The 15,121-nt window shown below is 50.6% G+C and carries 5 protein-coding genes and 1 riboswitch; of the genes, 4 read left to right on the forward strand and 1 reads right to left on the reverse strand.

Annotated features, from left to right (window positions below; translation table 11 throughout):
• The first annotated feature begins 56 nt into the window (after nucleotides 1-56).
• The gene (gene cdaS / locus IEX98_RS07175; protein ID WP_188888533.1) at nucleotides 57-671 is read left to right on the forward strand and encodes a sporulation-specific diadenylate cyclase CdaS; all 615 of its coding nucleotides are present in this window, start codon (nucleotides 57-59) and stop codon (nucleotides 669-671) included.
• Between the two features lie 1,274 nt (nucleotides 672-1,945).
• On the opposite strand, the gene IEX98_RS07180 is transcribed toward cdaS, so the two are convergent.
• Nucleotides 1,946-6,124, reverse strand: a complete 4,179-nt coding sequence (locus tag IEX98_RS07180) for an S-layer homology domain-containing protein (RefSeq protein WP_188888250.1) — start codon at nucleotides 6,122-6,124, stop codon at nucleotides 1,946-1,948.
• A 149-nt stretch (nucleotides 6,125-6,273) separates the two neighbouring features.
• A riboswitch (cobalamin riboswitch) is annotated at nucleotides 6,274-6,478 on the reverse strand.
• Between the two features lie 220 nt (nucleotides 6,479-6,698).
• Between IEX98_RS07180 and IEX98_RS07185 the strand changes: the two genes are divergently transcribed.
• The 3 genes from IEX98_RS07185 (at nucleotide 6,699) to IEX98_RS07195 (ending at nucleotide 15,116) form a co-directional block, all read left to right on the forward strand.
• Entirely contained in the window at nucleotides 6,699-13,346 is a 6,648-nt protein-coding gene (locus tag IEX98_RS07185) for an S-layer homology domain-containing protein (protein ID WP_188888251.1), read from the forward strand.
• A 206-nt stretch (nucleotides 13,347-13,552) separates the two neighbouring features.
• Complete coding sequence (locus IEX98_RS07190; RefSeq protein WP_229692030.1) at nucleotides 13,553-14,653, forward strand: PQQ-dependent sugar dehydrogenase; 1,101 nt, start codon at nucleotides 13,553-13,555, stop codon at nucleotides 14,651-14,653.
• Nucleotides 14,654-14,735: 82 nt separating this feature from the next.
• Nucleotides 14,736-15,116 carry a hypothetical protein gene (locus IEX98_RS07195; protein ID WP_188888252.1) on the forward strand — a complete coding sequence of 127 codons (381 nt, stop codon included), beginning with the start codon at nucleotides 14,736-14,738 and terminating at the stop codon, nucleotides 15,114-15,116.
• Nucleotides 15,117-15,121: the final 5 nt, after the last annotated feature.

A 15,121-nucleotide genomic window follows, 5' to 3' on the forward strand; every position in this document is an offset into this window, starting at 1 on the left:
CAGGGAACCAATAGTAGGGAAGCGACTACAATTGGGGGAAGTTGGCGAACTTGGCAATGGAGCAAAACAATTGTGATTTTTCACCGCTTAAACAGGAGATCAAGCAGGAGCTGCTGTCAATGAAACAGTCATTCGTCGATTTATTCCATCGGCTGGATGAAGAGAACAATGACTGCATGCTGAATGAATTTGAGCAAATCAAGAATAAGGTCGTGGAGCTGGAATCGCTTGCCGCGGCCTATTACTTGAGATGCTTTTTGTCCAACTATACAAATAAATTCGTGGAGCTGTCGACGACGGTTCGTCATTTGTCTCAGCGGCGTCACGGAGCGCTGCTTGTCGTGCAGAGGAAGGATCCGGTGCTCCCCCTCATTACGAGAGGCGTTCATCTGAACGCCGAGCTCACACCGTCGCTGCTTGAGACGATTTTTGTACCCGGCGGGCCTTTGCATGACGGAGCGGTATTTTTGAGCGAAGATCGGATCGTATCGGCTGGCAATGTGTTGCCTTTGGCAGTTGTGGAAACAGGCGAACGCAAGCTTGGCACGCGCCATCGGGCTGCGATGGGGCTGACGGAGCGAAGCGATGCGCTTGTGTTGGTCGTATCGGAGGAGACGGGGCAATCCTCATTCAGCGTGGAGGGCAAGCTATACCCGTTTGCCGCGTATTAGATGGGCAATAGGGATGGTCGGCAGGTTCGGCGAAAGCCAGAGCTTGCCGACTTTTTTGTCTGATCGTTTGCTGATCTAGTACACCAACTGAACGCACTGCTGAAAAGCAGCCAAACTAACTTATGACCACTTGTGAAGCTCGCGTGATCCGGAGGATGACAGACTAGACACCGCGCATCACAACGCCGACACGGTACACCGCACAGGGCAACACCGCACAGGGCAACACCGCACAGGGCAACACCGCACACGGCACACGGCAACACCGCACACGGCAACACAGCACACGGCACACCGCACACCGCACACCGCACACCGCACACCGCACACCGCAACACCGTACAGGACAACACCGTACAGGACAACACCGCACACCGCATGTGGTTACGCCTCGGCACCGTGGAACGAAGCGGGTTCGTAAAATAGCGAACCTGATTTCGCTGTAGAGGTGCGGCGCTGAGCTTCTTCCCACTGGAGCGAACCAAATTTCGCTACTCAAGAACCTAGGTTCACGAATAGCGAAATTTAGTTCGCTGTAGGTTTGGCCCCACCTAGTCAGGCCAGAAAGAGCGAATTTGAGTTCGCTATATAGCGAATCAGCTTCGCTGGAGCAAATTAAGCTCAAAGTTTTGTTAGTTTTGAGCGATACATTGCGCTCAGCACCGTGGAACGAATCAGGTTCGCAAAATAACGAACCTGATTTCGCTGTAGGGATGCGGAGCTGTGTTTCTTCCCACTGGAGCGAACCAAATTTCGCTACTCAAGAATCTAGGTTCACGGATAGCGAAATTTAGTTCGCTGTAGGTTTGGCCCCACCTAGTCAGGCCGGAAAGAGCGAATTTGGCTTCGCTATATAGCGAATTAGCTTCGCTGGAGCAAATTAAGCTCAAAGTTCTGTTAGTTTTGAGCGAAACATTGGGCTAAGCCCCGTGGAGCGAATCAGGTTCGCAAAATAGCGAACCTGATTGCGCTGTAGAGGAGCGGAGCTGTGCTTCTTCCCGATGGAGCGAACCAAATTTCGCTACTCATGAACCTAGGTTCTCGGATAGCGAAATTTGGTCCGCTGTGGGTCGGGGCCCGGCTGGTCCCGCCAGAAAGAGCGAATTTGAATTCACAAATTAGCGAATCAGCTTCGCTGGAGCATGTGATGCCTAAAAACGGCTTGTTATGGTTTATGGCTGAGCATACTACGATAATCAGAAGTATGCATGCTAGCGAGTGTCAAAAAAAGCCGTGAATTGTCTAGAAGCATAGACGATTCACGGCTTTCAAGTTTACTTAGTTTTATTCAGAAGCTTGTCGGCGACAACGGCCGCCATTTCGCGGGTTACTAAAGCTTTCGGACTGAAATATCCGTTCGAGCCCGTCATAATGCCTTGCGAGCTCACCGCTTGCACGGCTTCCAGCGCGGAAGAGGCGATGCTTGCCTGATCTTTATAGGCAACTGCATCAGTTCCTCCTGTCAATTTGAAGGCTCTTGCAATCATGATAGCCATCTCTTGGCGGGTAATAGCCTGATCCGGCTTGAATTCCGCAGCGGAGATGCCTTGAATAATACCTAGTTCTTTCGCTTTCATTACGCTGCCATAGTACCAGCTTATAGGCTTCACATCTTTGAAAATTTGCTTCGCGTCGGCAGATGGTGTCTCATTAAGCAGGTTTAATATTAACTTGGCAAACTCTGCTCTTGTCATAGACTGCTTAGGAGCAAAGCGCAGCTCGGTATCGCTGACACCGACCATCACTTTGTCCTCAAACACACGATGTACAGCTTCCAGCGCCCATGCCGAGATTTCGCTCTCATCTTTAAATATTGGACGCGGCGTGTTCAGCTTGCTGCGGTCGATAACGGCAAATTTGGTGAAGTGAGTCACTTTGCCGGTAATGACGCCTGTTTTCAAATCTAGCACGGAAGGGATCGGAATCCACTCGCCAGTGCGCTCATTCAGCCAGCAAATGACCAGGTCGTCAGGGTTCGATGTTTGAACGGGAACTTTAAACTGGACGTACACAGCTTTGCCGAATACGGTATCCTTCGGCGTGAATTCAAAGACTGATGTAGCAATTCCAAGACGCTGCTCCTTCAATTCCTGAATAGAAATTGTAATCGGCCCAGTTGTAGCGCCACTTGGAACGATAACTGCAGCTTCTCCCAAGCTATCGGAGATGACCGTTTCCTTGTCGGCTGATGTTGTTTTGCTAACCGATACCAGTTGTGCGAGCAATGCTTTTGCCAGATCTTCGACTTGTTGTTTGCTCATAGGATTGTTGCGGTTCAAAATTTCCGTCGTTCGGCTCGTTTGCCCGATCGGCAGCGTATTGTCTGCTTTGATGGTCAACAAGCTGAAAGCTTGCTCCAATTCCTTGCTAATAGCCGATGTTGCAGCAGGCATGCCTGCGTTAAGATCCTGACCAAGGTCCACGGTATAATTCCAGGTCACCTTGTCCTTGTCTTTCAGGGTATAGATGCCGGCGCTGACTTCCGGATAAATACCGTTAACGGCAAACATCCAGCCGCTTTTTGGCCCGCGGTCAAACTCGGCAAGTCCGTCAATAGCTGAGACATAGATGGAAGGACCCGAGCCTGAATAGATCACTTTCGACCCCAGTTCGCGATGGAGTACGGAAAATGCGGTGTCTCCATCAGCAAGCTCGATCGTTTTGTTGCTGACGATCGTGCCCTTCTGACTGTCGCCAACGACAGAAAGCGTGACGGTGCGAGTGACTGGCTCCACATTCGCAGATAGTATCGTAACCGGACGGGTGTCGCGGACGAGCGCCGGTCCTTGGTTTTCACGCAGATGTGTAATGACCGCTTCATATGAACCGGCAGCCGGAATCCCTCCCGCAAAGCTTGCGACGCCGCTATTGTCGGTGACGGCCGACATACCAGCTATCGTTACCGTTGCACCTGCCGCTGGTGTTATGAGATCTGTGTTATTATCCCAGTCCCATGTCCACTTAGTGACGGAAACGGTGAACGCTTCACCTGCCTTCGGCTGTGCCGGAGACAGCGTAACGGATTGCACGAGCTGTGTATCCATTCCTCCATAATAAATCAGCAACTGGTCGTTTTTATTCAGCTTAAAGCCCGCCATACTGACTGACGGTATCACCCATTGATTGTCACGCTTGACGACAAACATCCATCCGTCAAAACCGCCGTACAAACCTTGTGCAATGCCTTTGATGCTGGTTACGTATGTGCCGCTGTTATCAAGTCCGACTTCAATATCATTTATGTCTGCTACTTGGAACAGCGCATCCATAGCGGTAACGCCATGCGCAGCGCCTTGGTATATTTGCGCTTCAGGACCTTGAATAACGGTATTGACCGTTACGCCAAATTCGACCCCTGGAAGATCAGTCTGTGTATAATCGTAAAGTCTTCCGTTGTTTTCCGTATAGAGCTGATAGGCAACCAATGCCTGCAGCGCTTGCTCGGTGGAAAATGCGTTGCTGGAGCCGTCGGACAGCTTATGGCTGTAGCCTCCGTCCGCTTTGCGGAAGGAAAGGAGACGACTAACCAGACTTTCCCCGTCTTTCGTATAGTCGGTATCAGTCGGATCAAAGCCAACTGCTGTAAGTGCAATGATAGCTTGGGCTATGCTTTCGCTGCTGTCGTCATAGCCGCCATGAGGCTGCTGCTGCGTGGAAAGCCATTGTACAGCAAGTTCCCCGGCAGTTTTGGCCGGCTCTTGATCCATGTATGGAGCCAGAGCGATAAGCGCCATAGCGGTCATGTCCGGTGTGCTGGTTGTTCCAGCATACCCGTACCCGCCATCTGGATTTTTGTACTCGATTATTTTATCGATTAAACTATCGCGCTTCCACTTTGCATCGTTCGGAATCGAATAGCCGCCAGAGTCAAGCGCAATGAGACCATAGATAGGGCCGTTTACGCCTTGAGCTGTAATATTGTTGAAATTATAGATTTTCTCGATCAGATTATGTGAGGCAAAGTCCGTTGCATCGTAGCCGAGGGCTGTAATGGCAAGGGAGAGCCGTTCATAATCGGTAACGTTAGCAAAATTGCCGTTTGCTTGGGTGATGCGCTCGATTAGCTTATTGTAGTAATTCTCGGGTACTTTATAGCCGGTTCTTGCGAGTCCTGCTGCTTCCCAGTCCGAGGTGACACCTTTATTCAAAATCTGTCTCGCGGCGGTTTCAATAGCAACATCTACTGATTCGCTGCTCGGCTTTGATACTTTGCCCTTGCGCAGGCTCAGATAATAAATAACAGGCTGTTTTTCTCCGTCTTGGGCAATGACCCGGACGAGCCGGGGTTCTGAATCGCTTAGCGTAAGCACTTTGTTAATCGGTGCATTAGCTGTACCTCGGGTATTATTTACGTAAATATTTGCGGCATCGCCGTTAGCTGTAATCTTGATGCTGTTCGCATCCACGACGATGTCGTCATAAACATACTGTCCAGACGTTAAATGCCAAACCTGCGGCAAAGCGCCAGGCGCGGTGCTTGTGAACGACAGCGTATTTAAATCGTCTGTGACACCTGTTTCACTGCTAACTGGTTTAGCAGGAATGAGTCCGCTGACTTCGGTACTGACTTCGCCCAATGCGCCGCCGTCGATTTGAACGGCTGTATATACTTTGATGAAATCGACGGATTCCAGATTGGCGGGCTTTCCGTCTTCGTCGACAGCCCATGCGATATCGATAGGGTCGCCATTTGGGGCTGACGCTGCATAGGGATTTCCGAGTACATCATACGGCCCATTCCCCATGGGATGGCTGTCGGCATAACCGAAAGCATTATTTCTAACATTAATATTAACGCCAGAGTAACTGTAGCCTGTGTTAGCAAAATCGGCAGGCCTTAACGGATAATTATTTGGGATGGGATAATAGGGCCTTAAATGGGAATTGTTAGTTTTGATCTGACCGGTATTTCCTTGATTATCCGTCCAAGGAATGTTGATGCCGTTGGTTATGGCAAAGTCGGGGTCCGGGTTTGTATAGTTGGCCTTGTAGTCCCATATCGCTGCATCCTCATAGTGCTCGGAGCCGGCGATATTATACCATTTTCCGGGTTTTCCTGTACCGTCATCTTGGGCTACGGCAATTGCGCCAGGTTCAAAAAAGCCGGTAAAAGCATTTCCGTATACGTTAAAGTCAACCCCATAAGGGTGGAGCGGACTGTCGACGATCGGCTCGTCCATTTTGAAAATTACATAGCCGCCAAATGCGCCGAGCGGCATAATTTTGCTCAAATTATTGTTCCATTCCGCATTTGGATCGCTCATTAAATAGGTGTTGGAGAACTGTCCTGGCGCTGGCAAGTACTCGTAGATAGTGAACGGCCCTAGATTCGGATTGCTGCCCGAAGCCGCATAAGCTTTATGCCCTGTAAAAGGGGCGATGCTGAACATAGATAGAAAGACGAGTAAGGATAATGCCAAAGCCGTCCATTTTCGAAACAAATAAGATTTCACTAGTAATCTCGCATCCTTTCATATATAAATAGAAAATAAAAAAATCCGCCTCCAAGCAGGGGCGGTTTACCAACAAAGATCAGCAGATGCAGACGCATAACGGCGTCTTCCGCAAGCTGCGCTTCTCTTTTCTCACCTCCCGAAGAAAAATAGAAACATCAGAAAAGGCAGGTCTCCTGGCTCATGAGTCTTCGCTTCCCTCTGCCTTCCCGATCGCAGGGCAATCAGTGGCTTAATAAAGAGTCGCTCGTCAATTACAGTGGCGGGACCGCGCCGGATCTGCACCGGCTTCCCTTTTAAGCGTTCGATCGGCATAAAGCCCGGATCGAAAGCACCATTTTCTGTGAAATATGAAATTATCCGTTTTGATCATACTCTTTAGCTATATCTTTGTCTATGAATTCGCAATAATGATTGTTATTCCGCTAATTCGTAATAAAACACCTAGTCCGTTTAGAAGCACACCTCGTCCTGTAAGCGGTTGCAATCTATGATGGAAAGGAAAGGCATTTATTCCATTCCATTGAGGAGGATCCGATTGATGCGGAGGTCTACTGCAAGGTGGTTATCCTGTATGCTTGCAATGCTGCTGTTGCTGACAAGCATGCCGATTTACGGAGCGGCGGCGGAAGCGCCGGAAGCGGGGACGGAAGGACAGCCACCGATCGAAACGGTCGTTGAAGCGGACGATACGGCGCTCGCAGCCAGTTTGGCAGCAGGGGGCGATTATGTCCGGTTGAAGAACAAATGGCAGCATAATTATTTGTACGAGGATTCAAACGGCATCGTGCGTTATGGATTCACAAACATAGCGAACGAGAGCTCACACTGGCAGGTAGAGGACTATAACGGCAACAAACGGTTGAAAAACCGGGCGACCGGCCACTATCTGACGCTAGCGGAGGTGTCGAAGCGCAGAGATGCGGTGACTAGCCGGGAAATTACAGCAAGCGCGGCGACGGATCAATGGTCCTTCCATGAATCGAACCGTCCGGGCTATATCGTGATCAAGAATGCTTCAGCTCCTTCGGCGTCCAATCTGGTTCTGCACGTTGAGGACCAGCTGGGCTTTGCGGAAGCGAGCAGTGATATCAACATTACATTTGAAAGCCCGCAGTGGAAGCTGGAGCCCGTATCGGAGCTTCTGCCGGTACGTATCGGAAATCAGTATCGGGATGGGCAATATTTGTACGAGGATGCGAAAGACGGTTCCATTAAGTATGGTCCTCTAAGCGCAGCTGATCCGCTTTCGCATTGGTACTTGGAAGAGACGACGGATGGCAGCGGCGGTGAAAAGGTCCGTCTCCGCAATCGGGAGACGGGGCATTATGTGGTGCAGGGCACAGACCCCGACGCAGCTCTGCTCGCTTCAACGGATGGCAGCTCGGCCAGCGGCGAATGGAACAAGCTGAGTGCAGGCAATAATTTCTACAATTTTACTAGCGCCAATCCGGCTAATCCGGCTGCCTATATTCTGCATGCTGAAACTGGCGGCGGAATCGTATTTTCCAATACAGGCGTTCAATTAGGCTGGGGAAGCGCGCAATGGAAAATTGAAGGGGCTTATGACATTGTGCCGGTTCGGATCGTCAATTTCACAACGGAAAAGATCGGCACTTCTTATTGGTATGAAGATCAAGGCCAATTGAAATCCGGACCACTGGGTCAAGCCAACGCTCAAAATAAAGCGTATCAATGGCTGGTGGAGGACAATAACGGCGTGAAGCAATTCCGCAACGCCGGAACAGGCAATTATGTAGCCTTGCCAGGTGCGGAAGAAGGCGCTGGATTAAAAGTAGTTGAGTCTGCATTGGAGACACCGGCGGAAAGCTGGCTCATCTCCGATTCTACAATCTACGATGATTATAAAAGCTTCCGGAGCGTAACGGAATCGACGTATTATGCTCATCAAGCGGATGATTCCGATCTGGTACTGGGAGGCGTTGCCGATCCAGAAACCGATGCAGCGCAATGGCTGCTTGAGGATTTGAACATAAGAACGGACGGAAAGCCGCAATATGTTCGAATTTCAAGTGTATGGCAAAGTATGTTCCTTTACGAAGATGAAGCTGGTCGTTTGAAGTATGGTAATCCGAAACTAGACGATCAAAGCTCACACTGGCTAATTGAGAAGTTCAACGGCCGGAAGCGAATTCAGAACCGGGAGACGGGACATTATATCAATCTGGATTCAAATGGCGGCGGATTGAAAGTTTCTGAGGTGGAGGATGATAACAGCGGGGCGATTTGGGTTATTAAAGACTTCACGGGTGTGAAAGTCATCCATAGCGTATTGGATAAGAATGATTATAACAGCCAGCAGAAATATCTTAATATTGAAGGTTTAAGAAAATATGTTGACTACAGCTTGCTTTACCCGTCTTGGTCGAGTGCGAAATGGACGTTCGTACCGGTATCGGATGCGATGCCATCTTATATCCGACTGAAGAGCAAGGATAGCGGCGGGTACCTCTATGAAGTCACGGAGCCTGGGAATGACCTCGGTAAAGTGAAAAACGGCAATGTCGGCGTGGACAATAAAGCTTCGGTCTGGTTTGTGGAAGGTACGGATGCAGCGGACCAATTCCGTTTGAAAAACCTTGCAACCAGTCAGTACATCACGATGGAAGATATCGGAGCCGGCGAGGATGCACCGGATAAGCAAGTGAGTACCTACAAGGATATTTGCTTATGTTGGGGAAGCGCGAAGTGGAAGCTGCAAGAATCCGATTCTGAAGGATTTATCAACATCGTTAGCGCCTGGGATCGTCATATCCTTTATACGGCAGGCGATTATACGAAAATTAGCCGGCTCGTAGCTTCGGAAGATGCAGCAAAATTTGCAATCGAGGCTGTGACGGTTGAGCAGCCGCTTCCTGAAGAGGCGATTCGAATTAAAAATTCGGCCAATGGCCAGTATTTGTATGAAAACAAGGGTGGCATCATTATGTATGGTGCAGTTCAGCCATCAAATGGTTATTCGCACTGGTTCATTCAAGACGTTAACGGCCGTAAACAGATCGTGAACAGGGTAACCGGCCATGTGCTGACAACGCAGCATGATTATACGTATATTACAGCCGAAGAGCGGGCGGCGAATTCTGCTGCGCAAAGCTGGAGCATTGAGAACGCTCCTGCACAAGGCAGTTACTTGGTACGCAGCCTTAATGGCAGCTACAACGATGAATATTTGAATGTACAAAAAGGTGCAGGCTATGTTGAGCGCGGTCTCTATCCGGATTCTTTCGGATCGCTCCAATGGAAGCTGGAGCAAGCACCGGAACAGTTTGAAGCACCGGATATGGGCGAGGCGCGCAACGATGTGACTTCGACGCCAATCTTTAGCGATACGCACTATATCAACATCCAATCCAAGGCAACAGGCGAATTGCTTGTTGAGCAGAACGGTACGGTGTCTACACAAGCTGTTAACAGCAGCAGCAATGCTGCACAGTGGCTGCTGCAAGAATTTAATGGCCGCAAGCTGCTGCAGAACCGTCAATCCGGCCGCTACTTGAGCGCAGAGCTGACGACAGCAGCGTTAGAGGCTGGCAACAATTCTATTCAGTGGACGCTGGATGAGAGAGGCGGCTACGTGACGGCAAGCAGTGCTGCTGACAACAATGGCCTGCTCACAGATTCCGCATCCGGCACATCTTATGGCGTTCCCGCAACAGTTGACGCTTCCTTATGGAAGCTGAATCCGATTGCAGCCGACGTAGTCTATGAAGCGGAGGAAGCATTTATCGCAGGCGGCGTTAAAGTGAAGTCGGCGACGACTGGCTTCTCTGGCGAAGGCTATGCGGATGAGTTTACGGCTGTGGGCAGTAAAATTACGTTCACCGTCAATGCGCAAGCTGCTGGCAATTACGAAACAGCAGTTCGTTACAACAATGCTTCAGCAGAGGCAAAACGTTTCAACGTCTATGTGAACGGTCTTCTATCGGGACATGTCGAGCTTCCGGCTGCTCAAGGCTGGTCAACGGCGGAGCTTGACCTTGCACTGCGTGCGGGCATCAATACGGTGTCTCTGCAGGTGGATGGGGCAGGTGATGGCGGAGCTGCGATCGATAACCTGGTTGTGAAGAACAGCGTAGGCAAAGCGTTCCGTGGAGCAACGCTGCCATATATTACGTATGAAGCGGAGCATGGCAAGACGAACGGTACGCTTATCGAGCCTTCAAGATTGTATAAGGAAGTAGCCTCGGAAGCTTCAGGCCGTCAAGCGGTAACGCTGGCGAATACCGGAGAATATGTGGAGTTTGAAGTTGCTGAGGCTGCTAACGCGCTGACGCTGCGTTTCTCGATGCCGGACAGCAGCGACGGAACAGGCATTGACGCGACATTGGGTCTTTATGTAAATGGTGAGCTTCGTGAGCGCTTGTCGCTTACCTCGAAGCACGCTTGGGAGTACGGCAGCTACCCTTGGTCTAATGACCCATCGCAGGGCAGCCCGCACCGTTTCTTCGATGAAGCGCATGCGCTAATCGGCGATGTGCCTGCAGGATCGGTCATTCGTCTGCAAAAGGATGCGGTAGACACAGCCGATTACTATACAATCGATCTGATTGATTTGGAACAGGTTGCTGATGCATTTGCCCAGCCGGCCGATTTCTTGTCGGTGACCGATTTTGGCGCGGTTGCTGGCGACGGCAATGATGACACTGCAGCTCTGCTTGCAGCGATCGCTGCGGCGAAAGCGCAAGGCAAAGGCGTATGGTTCCCGCAAGGCGTATTCCATTTTACAGGCGACAATATTACGCTGGATCAAATTACAATTCGCGGAGCGGGCATGTGGCATACGACGCTGATTGGCGCCCGTTTCATCGGTAAAGGGGCGAACATTCAAGTCTATGATTTGCTCATTGACGGCGAATTAAATATTCGTGACGACGAAGCTTCGACACATGCATTCGAAGGCGCGTTCGGCAAAGGCTCGGTCATTCAGAACGTTTGGGTCGAGCATTCCAAAACGGGCTTATGGCTGACGAAGGTGAAAAACCGTGCTGTGCCAGGCGAAGTTTATTTTGACGAAATTACGGACGGTCTCCATATGGTTGGACTCCGCCTGCGGAATTTGATGGCTGACGGCATCAACTTCTGCGTCGGAACGCAAGACAGCATGATGGAGCAATCCGACATTCGTTATCCAGGCGACGACGGCATCGCAATGTGGTCTTACTTGGTGCCAAGCATTAACAACACGGCTAGATTCAACACAGTGTCGCTGCCATGGCTGGCCGATAATATCGTTGTTTTTGGCGGACATGGCAATAAGATTCAAGACAATGTAACGAGCGATACGATTACGAATGGGGCAGGCATCGCAGTCTCCACCCGTTTCAACCCGGTACCGTTTACGGGCACGACGATTGTGGAGCGCAATACGCTCATCCGCAACGGCAGCTACGATACAGGCTATCAGGTTAATCTGGGTGCGATCTGGATTTTTGCTGGCGAGAAGGATCTGGACGGCGAGGTAATCGTACGCAACAATACGGCGCTCGACAGCACGTATTCCGGTCTCATCGTACACGGTGACTTCCGCGTCGATAAAGTGAAGCTGATCGACAACGTTCTGGACGGAATGGGAACGAGCGGCGTCGAAGTGACTTCAAGCGTAAAAGGCTCTATTGAGATCGACAATGTAATCGTTCGCGGAGAGCGGATTACTCCGGTTACGAACAGTGCTGAAGGTTTTGTCTTCAAAGAAGTAAATGAAGGGTTTGCTTCGCTGCTGAAGCCTTTCCATATCGATTTTGGAGGCAGCACCGGAAAGCTCACATTAAAAGCAGGCACGTCCAAGGCACTTGTCGTCCTGAAGGCGAATGGCGATAATGTGACACCGCAAGCGGCAATTGCGACAGGCAACAGCTCGATCGCATCCGTGAGCGGAGGCAATATTATTGCGGGTATTGCTACAGGAACGACAACGATTGCAGTAACGGTAGACGGTACAACCCGCACATACACGCTGACTGTAATTGCTGGTGACGGCAATGGCAGCGGTCCGGGAACTGGAGGCGGAGGCGGAAGCGTACCTGTCGACAACGGTGCTGCCACCTCGGCTAATGACAACAAGCTGAAAGATGTGTTGAAAGACAATCCATCCTCGGTCAGCTTCACGGCTGGAGCGAATGGCGTGTCCTTCTCGGTTCAGGCTTTGCTTGAAGCAGAGAAATCGAATCCTAACGCTATTATCGTTGTAGAGAGTGGCGGGGCAACCTACCGTTTCCCTCTGTCTCAAGTAGATAAGGCATTAAAGGATTCCGGTATTACGGCTACTGCCGATGCCGTATGGACATTCGCCATTAACCGTTTGAGTGAAACAGCAGCAAGCGAGCTTCGTAAGCATGCTGCTGAAGCAGGGCTGGAGTTGAAAGGCGAGCCTGTCGATTTCAGCATTACGGTGAAAACGGGCGATCGTACCGTTCAGGTAACGAAGCTTGGCAATGTCTATGTTGCAAGAACAATTATCGTCGACGGGAAGCTGGATAGCAGCAAAACGACAGCACTCGTTTACGATCCTGCAACCGGTCAATTCCGTTATGTGCCTGCTTTGTTCGAGGCGGTGAACGGAGATAAAACGCTTGTGACGATTAAAAGCGTCAGCAACAGCATTTATGTCGTAGCGTCCTACTCCAAGACATACGCCGACATTGCCGGGCACTGGGCAAAAGCAGATATTGAGCTATTGTCCGCTAAACGAATTTTGAACGGCGCATCGGCGGATCGTTTCGAGCCGAACAAAGCGGTAACGCGCGCTGAATTCGCGGCAATGCTCGTTCGCTCGCTTGGTCTGCCTGAACAGGCAGGCGGTGCAGCTTCTGCATCGGGCTTTAAGGATGTGAAGGGCGGCGAATGGTTTGCGCCAGCGGTAGCAACAGCGGTTCAATACGGATTGCTGAAAGGCTATGACGACGGAACCTTCAAACCGAACCGCACCATTTCACGCGAAGAAATGGCGGTTGTGGCTGCAAATGCGCTGAAGCTGTTCGGTTCGAATAAGGCAACAGGGGAAGCTTCGGCTGCTGCTGGTGTATTCACGGATGCGAATACGATATCTGCCTGGGCTGCAGAGTCGGTGAAGCTTGCGGTGAGCGAAGGTATTATCAATGGAATTAAGGCGGACGTATTCTCGCCGAAAGAGAATTCGACCCGCGCCCAAGCGGCTGTCATCTTGAAACGGCTGCTGCAAGCATTGGAATTGCTGAATAAATAATAAGCAGTTCGATTACGAGGGCTGCTCCACTTCTCGCCTGCAAGGCGATAGTGGGGCAGTCTTTTTTTTTCGAAACCTTTGAGGAGTGCCAAAAGTAAACAGTACTAATACGGGCAGATAATAGATTTAAGCGATTCTCGTTTTATTTTCCGAGAAAGGTGGGAATACTAGTTTCATAGATTGCGTGTGAATGAAAAGGGAGGATTATGATGAAATCAAAAACAATGGTCATCGTCATGCTGCTGGCTCTAACGGCTTGGGGTTTGTCGGCATGTGAAGGGAAAGCGACGACGGCTCCAATTGAGGAGAACGGCAATCGCGGAGAAAGCCAGCCCGGGTTTACCGTTCTGGCAGAAAAACTGAAGGTGCCATGGGCGCTTGATTTTGACAAAGATACAGCGTATATCACCGAACGCGGCGGTACGATTGTGAAGCTGGAGGGCAAGAAGCTAACCCGTGAGACGGTGGAGCTGTCAAAGCCTCTTTTTGCTGAAGGGGAAGGCGGACTGCTTGGATTTGCACTCGCAGCTGATTTTCCGAAAAGCAAACGCGCCTATGCTTATCATACGTATAAGGAGAATGACGCGGTAGTCAATCGGGTTGTCGTGCTTGAGCATACGTCCAAGGGCTGGAAGGAAGTGCAGTCATTGCTGGAGGGCATTCCCGGCTACTTTAACCATAACGGCGGCAGAATTGCGCTTGGTCCGGACGGCAAACTCTATGTAACGACAGGCGACTCGGATCATCCGGAGCTGGCACAAGATCTGAACAGCCTGGCGGGCAAAATATTGCGTTTGAACGTAGACGGTTCTGTTCCGAAGGACAATCCGTTCCCAGGTTCTTATGTTTACTCATATGGACATCGGAATCCGCAAGGCATCGCTTGGAATAAAGCAGGCGAGATGTATAGCACCGAGCATGGGCCTTCGGGCGATCCCGGCGGACATGACGAGGTCAACCGGATTATCGCGGGCGGCAATTACGGCTGGCCGGACATTATTGGCGACGCCGAGAAGGAAGGCATGATCGTGCCTCTCTATCATACGGGCGATATAGCACTGGCACCTTCCGGCGCAGCTTTCGACGATAACGGCAAGCTATTGTTCGCTGTGCTGCGTGGGGAAGGCTTGTACCGGTTTGATCCGCAAACGAATGGTGTGGTTCAAGTGCTCTCCGGTCAAGGCCGTATGCGGGATGTAAAGGTGAAAGACGGTCAAGTCTATATACTGACGAATAATACGGACGGCCGCGGAACGCCTTCTAAGGAAGATGACCGGCTGCTGCTTCTGGAAGGATATAAGGATTGACAAGAAACCTTTTGGTTTCCTATAATGAGTAATGAGAAAAGGAAACCTTATGGTTTCGTAAGTTGTCGAAGGAGCCAGATCCATGAATGAAGCTTTGCTGAAAAAAATGCACTACAAACAAGGAAGTGCAATTGTGCTTCACGCCCCGGAAGGCTATGTTCTCGGAGTCGAGAGTGATGACGGGCAAGCTGGTCCGTATGCGTTCATTCAGCTCTTCGTGAGCAGCCTGTCGGATGCGGCAGAAAAAATACCGCAGACGCTGCCGTTGGTCGCTGAAGACGCAGTATTTTGGATCACATACCCGAAGAAGGGTCCGAAAATAAAGCCCGATATTAATCGTGACAGTCTGGCGGCGCTGGTTCAGGAAACAACAGCTTACCGGCCTGTTAGCAATGTCGCGGTGGACGAGCAATGGTCTGCGCTGCGTTTTCGACTGAAGGAAAAAGTAAAGTCCGTCAAATAAGCGGA

Origin of the sequence: Paenibacillus radicis (ex Gao et al. 2016) (assembly GCF_014641555.1) — a bacterium.
In the GTDB taxonomy this organism is placed as follows: Bacteria; Bacillota; Bacilli; order Paenibacillales; family Paenibacillaceae; genus Pristimantibacillus; species Pristimantibacillus radicis.